Source organism: Salinicola socius (assembly GCF_001937195.1).
GTDB classification, from domain to species: Bacteria; Pseudomonadota; Gammaproteobacteria; order Pseudomonadales; family Halomonadaceae; genus Salinicola; species Salinicola socius.
The window spans coordinates 108,985-127,629 of the sequence record NZ_MSDO01000003.1; the positions used below are offsets into that span (position 1 = coordinate 108,985).

Annotated in this window: 26 protein-coding genes, 1 tRNA gene and 1 riboswitch; of the genes, 16 read left to right on the forward strand and 11 right to left on the reverse strand. The window is 61.6% G+C overall.

The features are described 5' to 3' along the window. Positions 1 to 27 precede the first annotated feature (27 nt). The 6 genes from BTW07_RS03405 to BTW07_RS20300 all read left to right on the forward strand — a co-directional run bounded on the left by BTW07_RS03405 (position 28) and on the right by BTW07_RS20300 (position 3,849). Entirely contained in the window at positions 28 to 963 is a 936-nt protein-coding gene (locus tag BTW07_RS03405) for a histone deacetylase family protein (protein ID WP_075568756.1), read from the forward strand. 104 nt (positions 964 to 1,067) lie between these two features. Beyond that, on the forward strand, positions 1,068 to 1,700 hold the full coding sequence (locus BTW07_RS03410; protein ID WP_075568757.1) for a helix-turn-helix domain-containing protein: 633 nt from the start codon (positions 1,068 to 1,070) through the stop codon (positions 1,698 to 1,700). Between the two features lie 58 nt (positions 1,701 to 1,758). Further along, a complete protein-coding gene (locus tag BTW07_RS03415; RefSeq protein WP_075568758.1) occupies positions 1,759 to 2,094 on the forward strand; it encodes a DUF1244 domain-containing protein in 336 nt (111 codons plus the stop codon). Then, positions 2,091 to 2,621, forward strand: a complete 531-nt coding sequence (moaB, locus tag BTW07_RS03420; RefSeq protein ID WP_075568759.1) for a molybdenum cofactor biosynthesis protein B — start codon at positions 2,091 to 2,093, stop codon at positions 2,619 to 2,621. The genes BTW07_RS03415 and moaB overlap by 4 nt, the downstream gene beginning before the upstream one ends. After that, positions 2,614 to 3,636, forward strand: coding sequence for a molybdopterin molybdotransferase MoeA (locus BTW07_RS03425; protein WP_341864690.1), 1,023 nt, complete (start codon positions 2,614 to 2,616; stop codon positions 3,634 to 3,636). Before moaB ends, BTW07_RS03425 begins: the two co-directional genes overlap by 8 nt. A gap of 39 nt (positions 3,637 to 3,675) precedes the next feature. After that, positions 3,676 to 3,849: a hypothetical protein gene (locus BTW07_RS20300; RefSeq protein ID WP_341864691.1), complete on the forward strand. Its 174-nt coding sequence runs from the start codon at positions 3,676 to 3,678 to the stop codon at positions 3,847 to 3,849. A gap of 51 nt (positions 3,850 to 3,900) precedes the next feature. On the opposite strand, the gene BTW07_RS03430 is transcribed toward BTW07_RS20300, so the two are convergent. From BTW07_RS03430 to BTW07_RS03455, 6 genes are all read right to left on the reverse strand, one after another. After that, positions 3,901 to 4,449, reverse strand: coding sequence for an acyl carrier protein phosphodiesterase (locus BTW07_RS03430; protein ID WP_075568760.1), 549 nt, complete (start codon positions 4,447 to 4,449; stop codon positions 3,901 to 3,903). A 25-nt stretch (positions 4,450 to 4,474) separates the two neighbouring features. Then, positions 4,475 to 4,825 (reverse strand): TusE/DsrC/DsvC family sulfur relay protein, encoded by a 351-nt coding sequence (locus tag BTW07_RS03435; RefSeq protein ID WP_075568761.1) that lies wholly within the window; start codon positions 4,823 to 4,825, stop codon positions 4,475 to 4,477. Beyond that, positions 4,825 to 5,115 carry a sulfurtransferase complex subunit TusB gene (tusB, locus tag BTW07_RS03440; protein WP_075568762.1) on the reverse strand — a complete coding sequence of 97 codons (291 nt, stop codon included), beginning with the start codon at positions 5,113 to 5,115 and terminating at the stop codon, positions 4,825 to 4,827. Before tusB ends, BTW07_RS03435 begins: the two co-directional genes overlap by 1 nt. A 16-nt stretch (positions 5,116 to 5,131) precedes the next feature. Further along, complete coding sequence (gene tusC, locus BTW07_RS03445) at positions 5,132 to 5,518, reverse strand: sulfurtransferase complex subunit TusC (RefSeq protein ID WP_075568763.1); 387 nt, start codon at positions 5,516 to 5,518, stop codon at positions 5,132 to 5,134. Next, positions 5,515 to 5,910 (reverse strand): sulfurtransferase complex subunit TusD, encoded by a 396-nt coding sequence (gene tusD / locus BTW07_RS03450; protein ID WP_075568764.1) that lies wholly within the window; start codon positions 5,908 to 5,910, stop codon positions 5,515 to 5,517. Before tusD ends, tusC begins: the two co-directional genes overlap by 4 nt. A 116-nt stretch (positions 5,911 to 6,026) precedes the next feature. Beyond that, on the reverse strand, positions 6,027 to 6,698 hold the full coding sequence (locus BTW07_RS03455; protein ID WP_075568765.1) for a Bax inhibitor-1/YccA family protein: 672 nt from the start codon (positions 6,696 to 6,698) through the stop codon (positions 6,027 to 6,029). A gap of 164 nt (positions 6,699 to 6,862) precedes the next feature. Here BTW07_RS03455 and BTW07_RS03460 point away from each other — a divergent pair. From BTW07_RS03460 to BTW07_RS03480, 5 genes are all read left to right on the forward strand, one after another. Further along, positions 6,863 to 6,953 (forward strand) — tRNA-Ser (locus tag BTW07_RS03460). 336 nt (positions 6,954 to 7,289) lie between these two features. Next, on the forward strand, positions 7,290 to 7,541 hold the full coding sequence (locus tag BTW07_RS03465; protein ID WP_144076799.1) for a hypothetical protein: 252 nt from the start codon (positions 7,290 to 7,292) through the stop codon (positions 7,539 to 7,541). A gap of 293 nt (positions 7,542 to 7,834) precedes the next feature. Beyond that, positions 7,835 to 8,077 carry a DUF1654 domain-containing protein gene (locus BTW07_RS03470; RefSeq protein WP_075568767.1) on the forward strand — a complete coding sequence of 81 codons (243 nt, stop codon included), beginning with the start codon at positions 7,835 to 7,837 and terminating at the stop codon, positions 8,075 to 8,077. A 186-nt stretch (positions 8,078 to 8,263) separates the two neighbouring features. Continuing rightward, positions 8,264 to 8,515 carry a hypothetical protein gene (locus BTW07_RS03475; RefSeq protein WP_157958553.1) on the forward strand — a complete coding sequence of 84 codons (252 nt, stop codon included), beginning with the start codon at positions 8,264 to 8,266 and terminating at the stop codon, positions 8,513 to 8,515. A gap of 105 nt (positions 8,516 to 8,620) precedes the next feature. Next, positions 8,621 to 8,836, forward strand: a complete 216-nt coding sequence (locus BTW07_RS03480; RefSeq protein ID WP_075568769.1) for a hypothetical protein — start codon at positions 8,621 to 8,623, stop codon at positions 8,834 to 8,836. Between the two features lie 50 nt (positions 8,837 to 8,886). Here the strand turns inward: BTW07_RS03480 and BTW07_RS03485 are convergent, their stop codons facing one another. Together BTW07_RS03485 and BTW07_RS03490 are read right to left on the reverse strand one after the other, a co-directional pair. Further along, positions 8,887 to 10,596, reverse strand: a complete 1,710-nt coding sequence (locus BTW07_RS03485; protein ID WP_075568770.1) for a potassium/proton antiporter — start codon at positions 10,594 to 10,596, stop codon at positions 8,887 to 8,889. Between the two features lie 81 nt (positions 10,597 to 10,677). Then, on the reverse strand, positions 10,678 to 11,544 hold the full coding sequence (locus tag BTW07_RS03490; RefSeq protein ID WP_075568771.1) for a hypothetical protein: 867 nt from the start codon (positions 11,542 to 11,544) through the stop codon (positions 10,678 to 10,680). Positions 11,545 to 11,613: 69 nt separating this feature from the next. Beyond that, a riboswitch (TPP riboswitch) is annotated at positions 11,614 to 11,718 on the forward strand. 35 nt (positions 11,719 to 11,753) lie between these two features. Between BTW07_RS03490 and BTW07_RS03495 the strand changes: the two genes are divergently transcribed. From BTW07_RS03495 to BTW07_RS03510, 4 genes are all read left to right on the forward strand, one after another. Then, a complete protein-coding gene (locus BTW07_RS03495; RefSeq protein ID WP_075568893.1) occupies positions 11,754 to 12,497 on the forward strand; it encodes an ABC transporter ATP-binding protein in 744 nt (247 codons plus the stop codon). Next, positions 12,490 to 13,266, forward strand: a complete 777-nt coding sequence (locus BTW07_RS03500) for an ABC transporter permease (protein WP_075568772.1) — start codon at positions 12,490 to 12,492, stop codon at positions 13,264 to 13,266. The genes BTW07_RS03495 and BTW07_RS03500 overlap by 8 nt, the downstream gene beginning before the upstream one ends. An 85-nt stretch (positions 13,267 to 13,351) precedes the next feature. Further along, positions 13,352 to 14,359: an ABC transporter substrate-binding protein gene (locus tag BTW07_RS03505; RefSeq protein WP_244158302.1), complete on the forward strand. Its 1,008-nt coding sequence runs from the start codon at positions 13,352 to 13,354 to the stop codon at positions 14,357 to 14,359. A 24-nt stretch (positions 14,360 to 14,383) separates the two neighbouring features. Next, a complete protein-coding gene (locus BTW07_RS03510; protein WP_144076801.1) occupies positions 14,384 to 15,298 on the forward strand; it encodes a hypothetical protein in 915 nt (304 codons plus the stop codon). A gap of 43 nt (positions 15,299 to 15,341) precedes the next feature. On the opposite strand, the gene BTW07_RS03515 is transcribed toward BTW07_RS03510, so the two are convergent. Next, the gene (locus BTW07_RS03515; RefSeq protein WP_075568774.1) at positions 15,342 to 16,127 is read right to left on the reverse strand and encodes an alpha/beta fold hydrolase; all 786 of its coding nucleotides are present in this window, start codon (positions 16,125 to 16,127) and stop codon (positions 15,342 to 15,344) included. Between the two features lie 79 nt (positions 16,128 to 16,206). Further along, positions 16,207 to 16,887, reverse strand: a complete 681-nt coding sequence (locus tag BTW07_RS03520) for a 7-cyano-7-deazaguanine/7-aminomethyl-7-deazaguanine transporter (protein WP_075568775.1) — start codon at positions 16,885 to 16,887, stop codon at positions 16,207 to 16,209. A 325-nt stretch (positions 16,888 to 17,212) separates the two neighbouring features. Between BTW07_RS03520 and BTW07_RS03525 the strand changes: the two genes are divergently transcribed. Then, positions 17,213 to 17,515, forward strand: coding sequence for an ArsR/SmtB family transcription factor (locus BTW07_RS03525; protein ID WP_075568776.1), 303 nt, complete (start codon positions 17,213 to 17,215; stop codon positions 17,513 to 17,515). A gap of 19 nt (positions 17,516 to 17,534) precedes the next feature. On the opposite strand, the gene sohB is transcribed toward BTW07_RS03525, so the two are convergent. After that, entirely contained in the window at positions 17,535 to 18,575 is a 1,041-nt protein-coding gene (sohB, locus tag BTW07_RS03530; RefSeq protein WP_075568777.1) for a protease SohB, read from the reverse strand. Between the last annotated feature and the right edge of the window lie 70 nt (positions 18,576 to 18,645).

Sequence of the window (18,645 nt, forward strand, 5' to 3'; positions counted from 1 at the left end):
GCGACTTCGAACCGGCCGGCGAGACTCATGATCACTTCGTATCTCACGCACCCTGACATCGCGTTGCATGACATGGGATCTCACCATCCGGAATCTCCCATGCGCCTCCAGGCCATTCGCGCCAGGCTCATGCTGAGCGGGCTGCTACAGCAGACGATGCAATCGGAGCCGGGCCCGGCGACGAGACTCCAGCTCGAACGGGTGCATGCCCCAGACTACCTCAGCGCGCTGGACGCGCAGCAACCGCAAAGCGGCCTTCAGCAGCTCGATAGCGACACGCGAATGGGGCCCCACTCGCTGGAGGCCGCAGCGCTCGGTGCCGGCGCTGCCGTTCGTGGCGTCGACCTGGTCTGCGGCAATCGGGCCGACAACGTGTTCTGTGCCGTGCGCCCGCCCGGCCATCACGCCGAGCGGGCGTTGGCCATGGGTTTCTGCTTCTACAACAACATCGCCGTGGCCGCCGCCCACGCGCGCGCCGTTCATGGCATCGAGCGAATCGCCATCCTCGATTTCGATGTCCATCAGGGCAACGGCACCCTGGACATCTTTCACGATGATCCGGCGATACTGGTCTGCAGCAGCTATCAGGAGGCGTTCTATCCCTGGCGCTATCTGGCAGGAGATTGGCCCAACATCGTCAATACGCCGCTGGCCGCCGGCACCGGAAGCCTCGGCTTCAGAAACGCGGTCGAGCGTGAATGGCTGCCGGCGCTGGAGCGGCACCGGCCGCAACTGATATTGCTTTCCAGCGGCTTCGATGCCCATCGCGACGATCCGCTGGGGCAGTTGGCGCTGGACCACGAAGACTTCCACTGGATCACCACGTTCGCGATGGATATCGCGCGCCGCCATGCCGGCGGCAAGCTGGTGTCGGTACTGGAAGGTGGATACCACTTGAAAACCTTGCCATTGAGCGTCGAGGCTCATCTGACCGCGCTGCTGGGGCATCCCTACTCGCCTTGAAGCGTCGACGGGGTCGGTTTCAGCGCGCAGCCCGCGCGTCTCGCTGTGATATTCTTGCGCCTTCACGCGACACATCGTTTTTCCACGCTCCGACAGAGAGTTTCATGGCCGCCAGTAACGATCAGGATGCCGCGCTGCGCATCGCCGCCGGACGCAAAGCCTTCGTCGAACCCCTTCGTCTGGGCGAGCGGCTCAAGGAGATACGGCTTTCGAACCAGTGGACGCTGGGCGACGTCAGCACCCGGACCGGACTGGCGCGTTCGACGCTGTCAAAGATCGAAAACAATCAGATTTCGCCGACGTTCACCGCCGTCCAGAAACTGATTACCGGGCTGGGCATAGACCTGCCCCAATTGCTCAAGCCCACCAAGCCCAAACGTCAGTCCAGCGGCCGGCGCGATCTCACCCCGCGCGGCAACGGCAAGCAGCACCCGACTCCGACCTACGAACATGAGCTCCTGTCGTGTCAGTTGGCGCAGAAGCGGATGATTCCGTTCAAGACGATCGTTCGCGCTCGCCACTTCGAGGAGTTCCATGAGTGGGTTCGCCACGACGGAGAAGAGTTTCTGATGATTCTCGAGGGTGAAATCCTGATGTACTCGGAGTTCTACGAACCGGTGGCGATGGTTGCCGGCGACTCGCTCTATTTCGACAGCGACATGGGGCATGCCCTGGTTTCCACGAGCGAGAGCGATGCCGTGGTGCTATCGGTCTGCACGCCCGGCGACGCCGGCTGACAGCTCGACTACTGTTATTCCTTCTGATGCCAATCATCCGCAACGACGGGAGTCCTTCATGAATCATCTCGATCCAGAGACCCGCACCGAGCTCGAAGCGGCCGCGTTCCGGCGCCTGCTTCGCCATCTCGACGACAACAAGGACGTCCAGAACATCGACCTGATGATTCTGGCGGACTTCTGTCGCAACTGCCTGTCCAAGTGGCTGGTCAGCGCGGCCGAGACCCGCGGCACCGAGCTGGATTATGAAACGGCTCGCGAGTACGTCTACGGAATGCCCTACGCCGAGTGGAAAACCCACTATCAGGCGCCGGCGAGCAATGAACAGCTCGCCGCGCTGGAAGCGCGCCAGGCACGCAAGCGTGAAGCCAACGACTCAGAGGGGGCGTCATGAACGAAACGGCCATGATCCCGCTGTCGATCGCCGTGCTGACGATCTCGGACACCCGGGACGAGAGCAGCGACCGCTCAGGGCAGGCACTCATCGACGGCCTCGAGTCGGCCGGGCATCGCCTCGCCGAGAAGCGTATCGTGCCGGACGATATCTATCGGATTCGCGCCGTCGTCGCAGGGTGGATCGCCGATGCCGACGTACAGGTCGTGCTGACGACCGGCGGTACCGGCTTCACCGGGCGCGACGCTACGCCGGAAGCGATCGGACCGCTGCTCGACAAGCGCATCGAGGGCTTCGGCGAACTCTTTCGCCAGCTCTCGTTCGAGGAGATCGGCAGTTCTACCGTCCAGAGCCGCTGCCTCGGTGGGCTGGCCAACGCCACCGTCGTCTTCTGTCTGCCGGGTTCGACCGGCGCCTGCCGTACAGGCTGGAAGCGCATACTCGAGGAGCAGCTGGACAGCCGCCATCGGCCGTGCAACTTCGCCAATCTGGTGATTCCCGAGCGAGGCACGCACATTCATGGTTGAGCCATCTCCTGCGGGCCAGTCCAGCGCCGCACGACCAACGAGTGAACTTCAGAGCGTCGAGCGTGCTCTGGAAGCGCTCCTCCACGGCGTCGACCGTCTCGACAGCGAGCGCATTGCCTGTCTCGACGCCGACGACCGAATCCTCGCGACCGACGTGCTGGCTGCCATCGACGTGCCGCCGGCCGACAACAGCGCCATGGATGGGTACGCCCTTGCCAGCGCAGATAGCGGCAAGCGCCTGCCGATTTCCCAGCGCATCCCCGCCGGTCAGCCCCCGCAGCCGCTTGCCCCCGGCACGTGCGCCCGAATTTTCACCGGCAGCGAAATACCGCCCGGCGCGGATTGCGTGGCGATTCAGGAGAACGTCGAGCTGGATGGTGACAGTGCCATCGTTCCGACCATGCAAGTCGGCCAGAACGTGCGTCGTCGGGGGCTGGACGTCACCACGGGGCAACCACTGCTCGCCGTTGGCACGCGCCTTGGCGCCGCGGCGCTGGGCTTGCTGGCCGGGCAGGGTTTTTCGACGGTCGAGGTGGTCAAACGGCCCAGAGTGGCGCTGCTGCTCACCGGCGATGAGATCGTCGAACCCGGTCAGCCCCTGTGCCGAGGACAGATCTACAACAGCAACGGCCCGATGCTGGCGACGCTGATCCGACGCTTCGGCGGAGATCTGGTCAGTCAGATCAAGGTGGCCGATGATTTCGACACCACGCGGGAGCGCCTGCGGGAAGCCGCGGCCCGGGCCGATGTCATCGTCACCACGGGCGGTGTCAGTGTCGGCGAGGAAGATCACGTCAAACCGGCGCTCGAGCAGCTTGGCGAACTCTCGCTGTGGCGCCTGGCGATGCAGCCGGGGAAACCGCTGGCACTGGGAACGATCGACAAGGCCCGACTGGTGGGCCTGCCCGGCAATCCGGTGTCGAGTTACGTCGGCGCCTGGCTCTATCTGCGGCCGCTGTTGGGGCGACTGCAGGGTTGCCGCGACAGGGAGTCGCTCCCGGTGGTCAAAGCCTAGGCACAATTCGAGACTCGCACTCAGGGGCGGCGCCACTACATGCGCGCCCATCTCGAGTTTCAGGGAGAGCGCGTCGTGGCAAGCGTCTACCCCGAGCAGAGTTCGGCGGTGTTGACCTCCTGCGCCGCGACCAATGCGTTTGCCGTGATCCCGGCCGGAAGCCATGTTCGCCCCGGCGATCGCGTCGATTGTCTGTGGCTGCAGGGTCAATGAGCCCGGTACCGGGCTGGCGTTCTCGGCTCTGCCGGACTGTGCAGCATCGATTCATTCGCTGAAGCGATGCTGCATATCGGGCCATAGCGAAAAGAAGGCGGCTTCGAGATTATCGTATTCGTCGCGCAACCAGGGCGTCAGTGCGGCGAGTTGGTTGGGCCCGCGCAGGCGCTGACCGATGCCGGCGATGGCACGACAGGTAAAGTCGAAGTCCGCATACCGCTGTAGCCAGTCGCCGTCGATCATTGCCGGCACCATTCCTGCCAGGCGCTCCGGTGCCTGCCGCTCGCCCAACACCTGATAGCAACGCTCGACCAGCGCTACATCGGGGCTGCGGCTTGCCAGAAAATGATCCCAGACCAGATCCAGCGCGATTCCCGTGAAACGACGCTGCGCGCTCGGCGCCATCTGCAGCAGGCGCAATACTTCGGCATGGCGATCGATCGCGGCATCGACCTGACGATGATGGCGAATGCCCGAGGCGATCGCCGTCGGCCAGGATTCGAGACGCGATCCTTTGACACCATCGGCGATCAGGTTGCCATAGAGGAAGTCGTCACTACCGTGACGCGAGAGCCAGGCATGGGCAAGAAAGTTCATGATGGAACTCTCGGTTGATCGAGCACTAGAGGCAGTTGGTCGGCTTGGGCAAGCCGGCCAGGCGTGCACCGACCTTGGCCGGGCTCTCGGGGAAAAGCTGCATCAGGTAGATCGAACTGCCCTTCTCCTCGCCCAGCGACTGCTTGACCGCCTTGACCAGAGGACGCATGGCTGGCGCCGCTTCATAGCGCCGGTAGAAATCCCGCAGCACCTCGATCACCTCCCAATGGGCGGGAGTCAGCTCCCGATCGTCATCCGCCGCCAACGCCTCGGCGACACGCTCCGACCAGTCGTCGAGCGATACCAGATAGCCCTCCGGGTCCAGCCCGATAGGCCGTCCCTCGACCATCAATGTTCTTGCCGTTGTCGTAACCATCAGAACCAACTCACGCAGCGTTCGTGGGTTTCCGTCAGTGCCAGAAATCCGTTCATGTCGACGACGGCGATGTCTGGGCTGACCCGTTCGGCCAACCCTCTCGAAATCAGATCTTCCCGCAGTACGGATACCCGTCCGGCGAAGGGTTCGAGCACCGCGCTGGACGGTGGTAACGCCGCGTAGCAAGCGTCCTCGATCAACAGCAGATGATCGCCCGCACCGAAAGCTTCGCCCAGGTCCCGATAGACCGAGGGCGATTGCGGGGACCGGTTAAGCAGATGCAGCAGCATTGGCGTCGTCCCGAGGCTAGAAAATCAGGGTGTGGGGATGGCATCGAAGCAGTTTTGCCACCGCTTCGGCATTCAAGGACGTCGTCGGCAACATCAGGTCTTCTCTCGCAAGTCCCCGTTCCGCGAGCGCGGCTTCGCTGACCCATAACGCTTCGATATCGTACATTTCCAGCATCGCTATCTGCGAATGGGTGCCTTTCTGCCCCAGGGCCCCTGCCTGCTGGTCCTTCAGCAGCGCGAAGATACCGTCGCCCTGAAACAGCAAGCCGACGCGCTGGCCGAACGCCGCTGCGACCAGCGCCACGTCGAGACCCTCGCGTAGCCATTGAGTGCCATGGGGGGGATGGCGCAGCACGACCAGCAGATCCTGAGGTTCGATGTCGAATGAGGGATGCGTCGTCATGGCGCAAACGTGATCAGTCGGTCGTTGGTGAGCATGGCGTCGACAAGTTGCCCAACGCCGGTCAGTTCGAATGGCGGCTCGACGCTGTGTGAAGCCGATCCGTGGCGATTGGCTTCGCCGGCATCCAGCAACCCGCGGCGCAAGCCCGCTGCCACGCAAACCAGAAGCTCGGCGCCGTGCTCATCATGAAGTCGCTTCCAGCCATCGGCCAGATGCACTTCGTCCTGCGGCGGAGCCATCAACGCCGAAGCGTTATGAACCCCGTCGTGATAGAAAAAGACCGTCTTCAACCGATGGCCGCCCGCCACGACGGTTTCCGCGAAGCGCAGAGCCGACAGTGCCGCCTGATGGCTGTAGGGCGCAGCGTGTACCAACAACGCGTAATTGAGCATGACTCTGGCGACAGCTCCTTCCGATCGACCAAACCGAATTTGGAAAGGCCCATGGTACCAAACGACAAGGCCCCACCGTAGTGGGGCCTCGAGACAGCCGATACCGCTTTCTGCGCTTAGTCGCGAGACATGACGCCCAGGATCGACAGCAGGCTGATGAACAGATTGTAGATCGAGACGTAGAGCGTAACGGTCGCGAGGATATAGTTCGTCTCACCCGCACGATTCACGATCTCGCTGGTCTGGTACAGAATGGCCGCTGACGAGAACAGCACGAAACCGGCAGACACTGCCAGAGCCAGCCCCGGGATGTTGAAGACCATCGCCGCAACCATGGCCAGCACCAGCACGATGGCACCTGCCATCATGAAGTTACCCAGGAAGCTGAAGTCCTTGCGCGTGATCAGCGCAACGGCAGACAGCCCCAGGAACGTCGCCGCAGTCATGCCCAGCGCGGTCATCACCAGCTGCGCGCCATTGGGAATCGACAGGTAGAGGTCGATGATCGGCCCCAGCGTGAACCCCATGAAACCGGTGAAGGCAAAGATCGCTGCAATGCCTGCGCCGGAGTTGGCAGTCTTGTGAACCAGAAACATCAGGCCGTAGGCGCCAATGAAGAATACGAAGATATTGAGCTGCGTGACGCCCATCGCCACAGCGGCGCCGGCAGTCACGGCCGAGAAAAGCAGCGTCATGGCCAGCAACATATAGGTGTTACGCAACACCTTGTTGGTGCTGACCGCGCTTGATCGACGATCTGTGACGTCGTGCGAAGTCCGGTATTCCATTGTAGCCCCCTCAGTTCTATTGAAACTCACCCGTAGACCAGAATGCCCTTGCAAAGTTCCCCTGACAAGCGTTATACGACCGATCCAAAGCGAAATAACTTGTTGAAAGCTAAAGAACCTATTGACGTCCACAGACGAGCTGGTAGTATTCCACGCCGTAAGCCGGAGGGATGGCAGAGCGGTTGAATGCACCGGTCTTGAAAACCGGCGTAGGTTAATAGCCTACCCAGGGTTCGAATCCCTGTCCCTCCGCCACTTTTTCGAAAAAGGTCAGCTACTTAGCTGGCCTTTTTTCGTTTCGGATTGTCAGTTTCTTGCCCGCCGGTCTCGGCACATTCTCAGATTATCGACTGATTGATGGCAACGAACTCAGGTCTGCACTGAAATCGGGGCCGCCATCTTTCAAAGCCATCCTTTGATCACGATGCTAGAGAGCTCACGTCAGAAGTGCCATAGTGTGTGGTACATGTCTTGATACTGGATACCACATTGAATTACATGACAAAAATATTTGCCGGCGGAGTTCTTGGCATCCTCGTCGCTTCAACCCACGCGGCCGCAGACGATTTCGAGTGCTCTTCGGACAGCCTGATGAAGCAGGTCAGCAAGCAAACGCAGCAGATCGATTCCTACATCTCCAGCAGCGACGACCCGCAGCAGACCCAGCAGGCACTGACGAGCATGGCGAGGGGGTTGCGTGAAAACGGTCAGGTCTCCGATCATGACGGGGAGATGAAGAAACTGGCCAGCGGTGCCGATTTCAAGCCGTCCCAGTCTTTCTGCAACGACATGCAGACCACGATATCCGCCATTCAGTCTTATATGGAGAGTCATCCCCACTAGGCTTTGTCTGAAAAGTCGACGAGCGAAGGCAAGACCGGGACACGTAGCTAAGGCAGAAATCGGCGAAGACGGACCGGGCTGGCGCACCAGCCGATTTTTAAGGCCGTATGGGCAAGCACAGTACTTTTCAGACATGGCCCAGGATTGTTCTGGTCGGTACCGGTCGCTGTCATCCGGGCAAGTGGGTCTGGCGAAACGCGCCGCCGTGCCCTCTTTCATTTTCGTCGTCGTGATTGTTTTCGTCTCTGTCATGATCGATACTGTATGAATAAACAGTTATCGCGGAGTGTTCGATGGTCATTCCTTTCCCTACGCCCGAAGCCCGACTCACACGCCGAGTGGAAAAACTAATCGCGAAGGCGCAGGCCAATCATCGTCATCAGGTGACGATCAGCCGACGAGAGCTCGAACCCGTCAGTGTCTGGGAAAACCTCGTCGAGCAGTTCGATGACAGCGAGGGAGTCCGCGTGATTCATATCACCCGCCACGACATCCTGCTCAACTGGTGCTCGCCGACGTCGGGTCTCGCCTCGTGATCCAGACGAAGTAAGAGCGGCAATGTAAGGCTTTGGCGTCGACCGGATACGGTCGATGTTCGCTTTTTTTGATCGACGGTGAGGATGCAGGACTGAACGGTGCTACCCTGCAACGAGTCTCCAGTGATGTTGCCAATGCGCCGCGCGTTAATCCTTTTCATCTCTTTTCTTCTATTGGCTGGCTGTGTGTCGGCGACACCGCGGCTGACTGCCACGAACTTTCTGCGGGATAGCAATACTTGCGAGCGGCAGTCGCACCAGATCGCCGGCGAGCCGGAGTATCAGCTGTGCATGGCACGTCTGGGCTGGCCCGATCCGCAGAAGCAGACCGCCATGCAGCAGGCGGATGATAGCCGCAACGATCGTAACGACGGGTTTCTCGACGATGCGATCAATGGTCTTCAATTCGGCTTGCAGTGGGATCTGGATCCGGACTGATCACTCATGGCATCGTCGCGCCTGCGCACCAGCCTGAAGACCCGCTGCACGACAGCGAAAGCCCAACTAACCTGAAGATCGATGTCTTTACTGGAGGATTCCATCATGGCAGAACCGTTCGTCGAGATCAGAAAGACTCATAAACCCGGCAACCCTGAACAGGTTTGCTATGAAGTTTATGATGGAGACACCGGGGGCAGCCTGGGGCATTTCGAAGACGCGACTCAGGCTCAGCAACGCGCCGACAGCATGAACAGCATGACCTCTCGCGAGACCGGCAAGCGCCTGGACAAGCCGACCGACGAGGCCGAGGTCGAATAGCGACAATCCATTGCCAGCCATACAGCCCATCACTGGCTTCACTGACTATTTCAGTGGTAGAGACGCAGCCCCACTCGGGTCACGCGATTCCCTTCCATTTCGCTGACGACCCAGTGAAAACCGTGCCAGTCGACGTCATCCCCGACAACGGGATGGCCGCCGACGCGTAGTGCCACGAATTCTCCCAATGTCATTTCCTGCTCGCCAGGGCTCAGGGTCAGACCGTAGGCGTTGGCCACCTCTTGCATCAGGGCCTCGCCATCGAGAGTGAACGTGCCGAAGAAGGCACGCTCTCGTTTCAGTTTCGCCTCGCCGTTGAACAATCGATTGAGGGACGGCAAATCCCCTGTTCGCCCGATCAGGCAGATCACGTCGCGCAGGCGCAGGCGAGTGCTCCCCTTGGGGTGCAACATCGCGTGCTGGCGAAAGATCGCCGAGATCAGCGTGCCCGATGGCAGTCGAAGCAGGCGAATCGGCACGTCGTCGAGAGATTCATTCTCGACCTTGTAGACGAACATCTCGTAATCGTTTTCCGGCAGCACGCCCAGCTGTCCCCGGCGATCGGGCGTCGTGGTTTCCGGCAGCACCACACGCATCCAGCGGGCGACTCTCGCCAGCGTCGACCCCTGTAGCAGAAGCGAGATCAGCACGACGAAAAATGCCACGTTGAAATAGAGAGAGGCGTTTTCGACGCCACTGATGACCGGGAAAATCGCCAGCACGATGGGGACCGCTCCGCGCAACCCTACCCACGAGATAAAGCAGATCTCCCGCCATCGGAAACTGAAGAAAGGTACCAGCGAGGCCATCACCGCGACCGGGCGCGCCACGACGATCAGGGCCACGGCCAGAATGGCACTCGGCACCGCATAATCGATCATCTCGGAGGGCGTGACCAGCAACCCCAGGACCAGGAACAACCCGATCTGACTCAACCAGGCCAGCCCGTCATGGACAGGCAGGATGTGGGTGAGATGACGTCCGGGCTGATTGCCGATCATCAGCCCAGTGAGGTAGATCGCCAGAAACCCGCTGCCACCGGCGGCGCTGGTCGCGCCGAAAATGCAGAATCCCAGCGCCAGCGCCAGCAGGGAATAGAGCCCGGGGGCCAGATCCAGATAGCGCAGCAGTTTTGCCGATACCCAGCCGCCACCCAAGCCGACTGCGAGCCCCAGCCCGAACTGCAGGACGAAGCGCATCAACGTTTCCCAGACGCCACCGACCGCCCCGGTGAGCAGGTCGGCAAGCGTGATGGTGAGAAAGATCGCCATCGGGTCGTTGGTGCCGGATTCGATTTCGAGCGTGGCCCCCACTCGCTCGTTGAGATTGACGCCCTGCCCCTTGAGCATCGAAAACACCGCTGCCGCGTCGGTCGATCCGACGATCGCCCCGACCAGCAGACCTTCGACCGGCGTCAGATCGAGCAGCCACATGGCCAGCAGGCCGACGATGCCGCTGGTTAGAAACACTCCGATGGTCGCCAGCGACAGCGCCGGTTTGAGGCCCACCCGAAAGGTTCGCAAACGCGTGCGCAGGCCACCATCGAGCAGGATCATCGCCAGCGCCAGATGGCCGATCAGGAACGCCTGGGAGTAGTCGTCGAACTGTAGTCCCAGCACGCCCTCCTCACCCGCGAGCATGCCCAGGCCCAGGAAGAGAACGAGCAGCGGTACGCCGATCCGGGACGACACCCGGCTGGCCAGAATACTGAGGGCTATCAGCGCCCCACACACGAGAAACAGGCTATTGATCGAGTCCAAGTCTCAGCCATCGGTTATGAGTTGAGATGACCCAGTATGCCATGCAGACGTTGCCATGCGCGGCGAAAAATAGCAGGAAATTTAATCTTTTAGCCAATGCGGGTGATCGATTGTCCGATCCTTGGCGTTCTCCCCGTGCAGGGACAACAATAGCGCCAGCGCTCGCATCCCGGGGCGAAAGCGCGCGAGATCCGGCAGCGTCTGGAGACGGCCATAGGCCGCGACGAAGGCATCGCGCTGAGAGGCGTTTTCCAGAAGCAACTCGAGCAGGCACAGGTCGAGCTCCAGTGGCGCCCACACCAACGCTTCCCAGTCACTCCATAGCCAGTCCGTCGCGCCTTCCAGAAACTGATCGCTGCGAAGATCCGGCAGCGACCAGACGCTTTTCGAGGGCTGCGGCCAGCTCGGCATTTCCGGAATCCAGCGACGACCGGGATGCCCTTCGACGAACGCGCGAGCACGTTGGGGCCAGCTCGATAGCGGCCAGACGTCGGCGCTGGGATGGCCGAAGCCCGGCAGGGCTTCCCGATGGAGGATCGCGAGCTGCTCGCCGAGCCGGGTTGCCAACGCCACGCTCATCGGAGGGGAAACGGCATGACGCCAAGGCAGGCTCCAGAGCGGGATGCCCTGTAATCGGCCAAGAAACGTCATCGGCAATGGCGCCATCGGCAGGCGCGGTGGGAGCAGTCCCGGCACTTGGGTCAGCGCTTCGGCCGCCTGCCAGCGATCGAGGCCGAACAGCTGCTGAATCCCCCACCAGAACCCGTCGGTCGCCGGCGACCTTCGGGCCAGTTTGAGCAGCTGCGGGGAGAGCTCCTCGCTTCGCCACAGCCAGTTGGCGCTGTCCGGCCAACGCAGCGCAAGCGGCGTCAGCGATTTGCCGGTCAACACCGATACCCGTCGAGTCAGTTCGGCATCCGCTCGGATCGGGCGATCTCGGGTCGTCAATGGACTTCATCCTTGCGTCGGTTCGACTATCGCCGGTGGGCAGGCGGCGTCGGGCGGCGTACAATCCCGGGCACTGGATAGGGGTGCCCGCGCGACGGGCTGAGAGTGCGTTCATGCACAACCCTGGAACCTGAACCGGCTAGTACCGGCGGAGGAAATGCCAGCTGTTCTCGCATGACTTCGCCCGTTTCCCCCTGATGGGAGTTGTCATGTCACCGCCCGGACTCGTCCTCCGCCACGCTTCGCTGACTTTCGGCGATCGCCCGCTGTTTCAAGCGCTTCAGGCGCGATTCGACGCGGGCAGCTGGACTTGCCTGCTCGGTCGCAGCGGCAGTGGCAAAAGTTCTCTGCTGCGCATGATCGCCAGCCTGAGACTGCCTGACAACCACCATCTCGATCTCCAGACCAGTGACGGCATCCCGTTGGCAGGCCGTGTTGCCTGGATGGCCCAGCAGGACCTGCTCGTACCCTGGCAAAGAGTGGCGGGTAACGTCATGCTCAGCGCCCACTGGCAAGGACGACCCACTGCGGCTGATCGACGGCGCGCCGAGCATCTGCTGGCCCAGGTCGGTCTTGCCGACAAGGCCGATCGATGGCCTGACGAGCTCTCCGGCGGCCAGCGCCAGCGTATTGCTCTCGCCCGCACCCTGTTCGCGGACGCCAGCGTGGTTCTGATGGACGAGCCCTTCTCCGCCGTCGATGCCATCACCCGGCTCGAACTTCACGATCTGGCTAGCCGGCTTCTGGCCGACCGCACCGTGCTCATGGTGACACATGATCCGCTCGAGGCGCTGCGCCTGGCCGATAGAATCCTGATCCTGCAGGGAGAACCCGCACGCCTGGTATCGATTTCGGTTCCCCCGGGCGACCGGCCGCGCTCGCTCGACGACAGCGAGCTACAGCGTCGTCAGGCCGAACTGGTGACCCAGTTGCGAGAGACGGACGATGCCTGAACGCGCACTGCTGAAACGCTTGGTTCGGCCCTTGCTGGCGCTGGTCACGATCGTCGCCATTTGGCAGCTGGTGCTGACCCTGACCGGCGTACCACGCTACATTCTGCCTTCGCCCATGGCCGTTGGACGCGCCCTGATCGACCAGCGTGGTCTCCTTGCCCATCATGCCGGGATCACCGCCATCGAGATCGTCGCCGGACTGATCGGCGGTATCCTGCTGGGGCTGACGACAGCACTGGCACTGGCTCGATTCCGGGCATTGCGGCGCACGCTGCTGCCGCTACTGCTGATCAGCCAGGCCATTCCGCTGTTCGCGCTGGCACCGATTCTGATGCTGTGGCTCGGTTACGGGCTGGGCCCCAAGATTCTGATGGCCATGGTCATCATCTATTTTCCGGTCGCCTCCACCGGCTATGACGGCCTGCGACAGACACCGCAGGGCTGGCTGGACCTGGCCCAGACATTCGGATTGACCCGGCGCCAGCGGCTGTTGAAAGTCCAGCTGCCGGCCGCGCTGCCGTCGCTCGCTTCCGGCCTTCGCATGGCAGCGAGCGCGGCACCGATCGGCGCGGTCATCGGCGAATGGGTTGGCTCCAGCCAGGGCCTGGGCTATCTGATGCTCAATGCCAATGCCCGATTGCAGATCGACCTGATGTTTGCCGCCCTCGTCGTGCTGGTGGCGTTTGCCGTACTGCTCTACTTCGGCGTCGATGCCGCGCTGAGACTGGCAATGCCCTGGCACCATGACCGTGTGGAATCCGAACCCTGAAGCATTCCACGACCGCTCTTTTCGCAAGCTACCGCCTCATCCATGCAGGCTTGATGATTTCATCGAAACAACAGGGGAACTCCCGATGACAACCCAACGTTCAACATCTTGGCGCCGCGGTCTGGCGATGAGTCTGGCACTGCTTGCCCTGACTCTGGCGATGCCGGCCCTGGCGCAGGAAGCCGACGACGATCTGGCGCCGCAGATGATTCCGCTGAGCGTCATGCTCGACTGGTACGTCAATCCGGTTCACGCCCCGATCATCATCGCCAAGCAGCGCGGGCTTTTCGAGAAGCGCGGTCTGGATGTCGACATTCAGGCGCCGGCAGACCCCAGCGTTCCGCCCAAGCTTGTCGCCGCCGGCCGAATCGACCTGGCGGTCAGCTATCAACCCCAGTTGCACCTGCAGGTCGATCAGGGTCTGCCCATCGTGCGTGTGGGCACGCTGATCGCGACGCCCTTGAACGCCCTGCTGGTACGAGCGGACAGCGGCATCGAGGATATCTCCCAGCTCAAGGGCAAGAAAATCGGGTATTCGGTCGGTGGCGTCGAGGAAGTGCTGCTGTCGGCCATGCTCGAGCATAACGGCCTGAGCCTGGACGATGTCGAGATGGTCAACGTCAACTTTTCGCTGACACCGGCTCTGATCAGCGAAAAAGTCGACGGCGTGACCGGCGCGTTTCGTAACTTCGAGCCAGCGCAGATGAAGCAGGAAGGCGTCGAGGGCAAGGCGTTCTATATCGAGGAACAGGGCGTTCCCAGCTACGACGAACTGATCTTTGTCGCCAATCGCGAGACGCTCGATGAGCACCGCGACGCCGACCGGCGCTTCATGGATGCCATTGGTGAAGCAACGTCCTGGATCATCAACCACCCGGACGACGCGTGGCAGAGTTTCATCGCCTACGACCCCTCGCTGGATACGCCCCTGAACGCCGCAGCGTGGAAGGCTACCCTGCCGCGCTTCGCCCTGCGTCCCGCGGCACTGGATTCCAAACGCTACCGCGAATTCGAAGCCTTTCTGCTCGAGCGCGGCCAGATCAAAGCGCAAAGCACGATCTCTCGTCTGGCGGTCGATCTCAACGCGCCGTAGAGGAAAATCGACTAGATTGATGATATGACTTCAAGATCATCATGTTACGACGTATTGCAATACGACCTGCTGCACTACGATCCGCAGCAGGATCCGATCCAGGCGCTGCCCAGCACGAACGTCGATGCACTGGGCGCGCTGCCCGCACGCCCGGGCGTCTATGTCTTTTTCGGTCACAACGAACTGCCGCTTTACGTCGGCAAAAGCGTCAATATTCGCAGCCGCGTCCGCAGTCATGTCCAGCAGCCGGTTTCCAGGCGACACGCTCAGATGGTAGCGCAGACCCGACGCATCGCGTGGCTGCGAACCAGCGGCGATCTAGGCGCCCAGCTGCTGGAAGCGGACCTGATCAAACGCTGGATGCCGCTCTACAACCGTCAGTTGCGCAAGCGCGTGCGGATGGTGAGCTGGAACTGGCCAGACGGCGACGACCGACCGACACTCACCGACGGCCAATGGATCGTAACGGCGCGGACGCAGTTCTTCGGGCTGTTTCGCAATCGCCGCGACGCCCAGATGACGTTGCGTGATATCGCCACGGACGAATCGCTCTGCCTGCGGGTTCTGGGACTGGAGGCCGGTAGCGGTCGCTGTTTCGGCTACCAGATCGGGCGCTGCCGAGGCGCTTGCTGTGGCGCTGAGAGCCTGGAGGCTCACGCCCAGCGAGCGCGTGAGGCGATGGAAAGACTGCGTATCGAAAACTGGCCATGGCCGGGGCGCGTCGCCTTTCGAGAAAGCAACCAGCATGGCGAGATCGGTCTGCATATCGTCGATCACTGGCACTACCTGGGTAGCGTCGAACGGCTAGACGACCTGCATGCGCTGCCCGATACGCGCGGTTTCGATATCGATACCTATCGCATTCTCAACCGCTTTATCTCGACGCCGAGCCCAGCCATCGAACCGATTCCGATCGATGGCGAAATTGACCTGATATGAGACCGAATTGAAACGCCCCCGTCCTGACCTGATTGCTGCGCTGTCAGGATGCGGCGAGGAAGCGGTTCACCGCATCCCGAAACGCTTCCGGCTGTTCGGCGTGCAGCCAGTGCCCGGCGCCATCCAGCGTCTGCCATTCGGCATTGGGCAGGACCGCATCGACAGACTCGCGATACCGATCCGGAACATAGTGCGAGGCGCCTCCCCGGATCAATAATGTCGCGCCTTCGAATGGCCGATCGCCGTCGGGTGGAGCAATGATCGCCTCGTACCCCGCGCTGATTTCGTCGAGACCGACTCGCCAGTACATGATCCCGTCGTCACCGCGGAGCAGATTGGTGGCCAGAAACTGGCGCGTGGCCGCGTCATCGACTTCTTCCTGCATCAGCGCTGCGGCGTCGCGGCGCGATGTCGGCCTTCCCGCCTCGACCCGGCGCATTGCCGCAAATATGTCATCGTGGCCGTGGTCGTAGGCAACCGGCGCGACGTCGGCAACGATCAGGTGAGCCACCCGCGCTGGATGCAAGCGGGCCAGGGTCATCGCGACCTTGCCGCCCATCGAGTGGCCCAGCAGGTCGAATCGTTTGACCTCGAGCTCGTCCAGCAGCGCGACGACATCGGCCGCCATCGCAGCATATTGCATCCCGTCGGCATGCGGCGAACGGCCATGGTTGCGCAGATCGACGGCAATCACCCGACGCTCGTCCTGCCACTGCTTGATGTGGGAACGCCAGTTGTCGGCGCTACCGAACAGTCCGTGAAGTATGACCAGCGGTAGCGTCGCGTCGCCGTTCTCCGGCACGCCCGTATCGATACAGTAAAGTTGCACGTCATCCCTCCTGAAAGCCGGTTCGGCAACCCTGGCAGCCGCCGTTGCAAGTTGCAGGATAACAAAATGCCGCCGGGGGTTACCCCTGCTGGCGCGACGCCCCCGGCAGATTGACCTGGTCTCGTTGCGTCAACAGGCGCCGACCGAGGTAGGCCAGCAGCACGCCGTACAGTGGCAGGAAAAAGATCAGACTGATCGACAGCTTCACGGCGTAATCGAACCAGGCGATCTCCACCCAATGTTCACGCATGAACGGATCGGGACCCTGCCAGAAGGCGATGGCAAAGAACGCGAAGGTATCCGCCAGGTTGCCGATGATCGTGGATAAGGTCGGCGCGACCCACCAGGCACGAAGCCGACGCATGCGGTCGAACACATGGATGTCGAGCAGTTGCCCCAGCACGTAAGCCATGAAACTGGCCAACGCGATGCGTCCGACGAACAGATTCCACTGGGCCAGGGCCTCGAAACCCTGAAACCGTCCCTGCTGGAACAGCACCGATACCGCATAGGAAATCAGCAAAGCCGGCACCATGACGCCGGCAATGATTCGTCTCGCCGATGACTTGCCGAACAGACGAACCGTCAAATCGGTAGCGAGGAAAATGAACGGGAAACTGAAAGCGCCCCAGGTGGTGTGCAGCCCCCACAGCGTGAATGGCAACTGAACCAGATAGTTGCTGGCGGTGATCACCATCACGTGAAAGCTGACCAGCCAAAGTAACGCAAGTCGGAGCTGGTGGTTATCGAGTCTCAACATGGGAAGCCTTTTTCGTTTGCCGGGCTTTCGGTCACGGGCGTTCTGGCGTAACGAACGACCGTCAACGGAAGCTTACCGGGCGCCGGTGCGAATGAAGCGGCGGTGCCGGGCCGAGGGGTTAGGGAACCCTCTGGGATGACGGATAGCTTGCAGCACGCTGCAGCGGGCGCGAATTATAGGGATCCCGACCCAGGATCGCCAGTACAACGCTCAAGATACATCGGAAAAGTATTGTAACTCTAAGTTACAATAAGCTAATATCAGCATACCCTGAACAGTGGGTTCAGTACGGGCAATCTGCCCAACGCGCCTGCGGAATTTTACGATGATGACAACGGTTACCCCGCTTAGCGACCACCAGATCGGTCCCGCTACCGCCACCCTCAAGGCCATCGCCAACGAGAGCCGGTTGCGTATTCTCTGCCTGCTGATGCAGGGTGAACATTCGGTTACCCAGATCAATAGGGAGATGACGCTGAGCCAGTCAGCGTTATCGCAGCACCTTGCCGTACTTCGGCAGGAACAGCTGGTGGCGACCCGCCGTAGCTCCCAGGTAATTTATTACTCGCTGAATGGCAACGTGGCCGAGCGCCTGATCCAGACGCTCGGTGAGCTGGATATCGCCTGAGCCGGATCCCGGAAAGCGGTTATCGGCGCTGCCAGCGAAGGTCCTCGACCCGCTGCAGCAGGCGATCGATACTCCTTTCCAGGCCGCTCTCCATGCTCTTGCTCAACTTGCCCATCAGGCCGGAACGCGACGCCAGCGATACGTTCAGCACCCGTGCCTGGTGCCGCTGTTTTTCCAGCAGATAGGCATCACTGGTGCCCACGGCATCGATCAACCCGGCCTCCAGCGCCTCGCTGCCGTACCAGATTTCGCCGGTCGCGACCTTGTCGACGTCCAATGCGGGCCGCCGTTCGGCCACATAACGCTTGAAGAGATCGTGCGTGGATTCCAGATCCTCGAGAAACTTGGCCCGCCCCTCTTCGCTGTTTTCTCCCAGCACCGTCAAGGTGCGCTTGTAACGGCCCGCCGTCAGCAGCTCGACATCGACATCATGCTTCTTGAGCAGGCGATGGACATTGGGTATCTGCGCCACTACGCCGATCGAACCGATGACCGCGAACGGCGCGGCAATCAGATGACTGGCACAGCACGCCATCATGTAGCCGCCGCTTGCCGCAACCTTGTCGACGCAAACGGTCAAACGCGCGCCGGCATCGCGAAGGCGATCCAGCTGCGCGGCCGCGAAACCATAGCTATGGACCAGGCCGCCACCTGACTGCAGGCGCAGCACGATTTCGTCACCACGCTGAATCTCTTCCAGCAGCAGCGATATCAGCTCGGCCAGAGCCGGGGTTCCGGAGGCCTTCAAGTCGCCGTCGAAATCGAGTACCCAGACCCGCTCGGCGTCGCGCTCCGCGTCACGCTTGGTGGCCAGTTTGGCGGATTTTCGCAACTGCTTGGCGAACCGACGACGGCCCGCCTTGGGTACTGCGGCGAGGCGCAGTTGACGCTGCCGGCGTTGAAACCGCTCATCCAGCTCGACGACCTTGAGCGTGGCACCGCCACCGCCCTGCCCCTTGTGCCGACCACGGGCGATCAGCATCAGAATCACGCCGATGGCGATCACCAGCGTCGCCGTCTTGGCGAGAAATAGACCGTAGTCGGCCAACCATTCGATCACGTCATGCTCCTTGTTCAAGGCATTCGTTCTGTCCGGGCATACCCCGGGTTCGATGAATTCGCGGGACCTG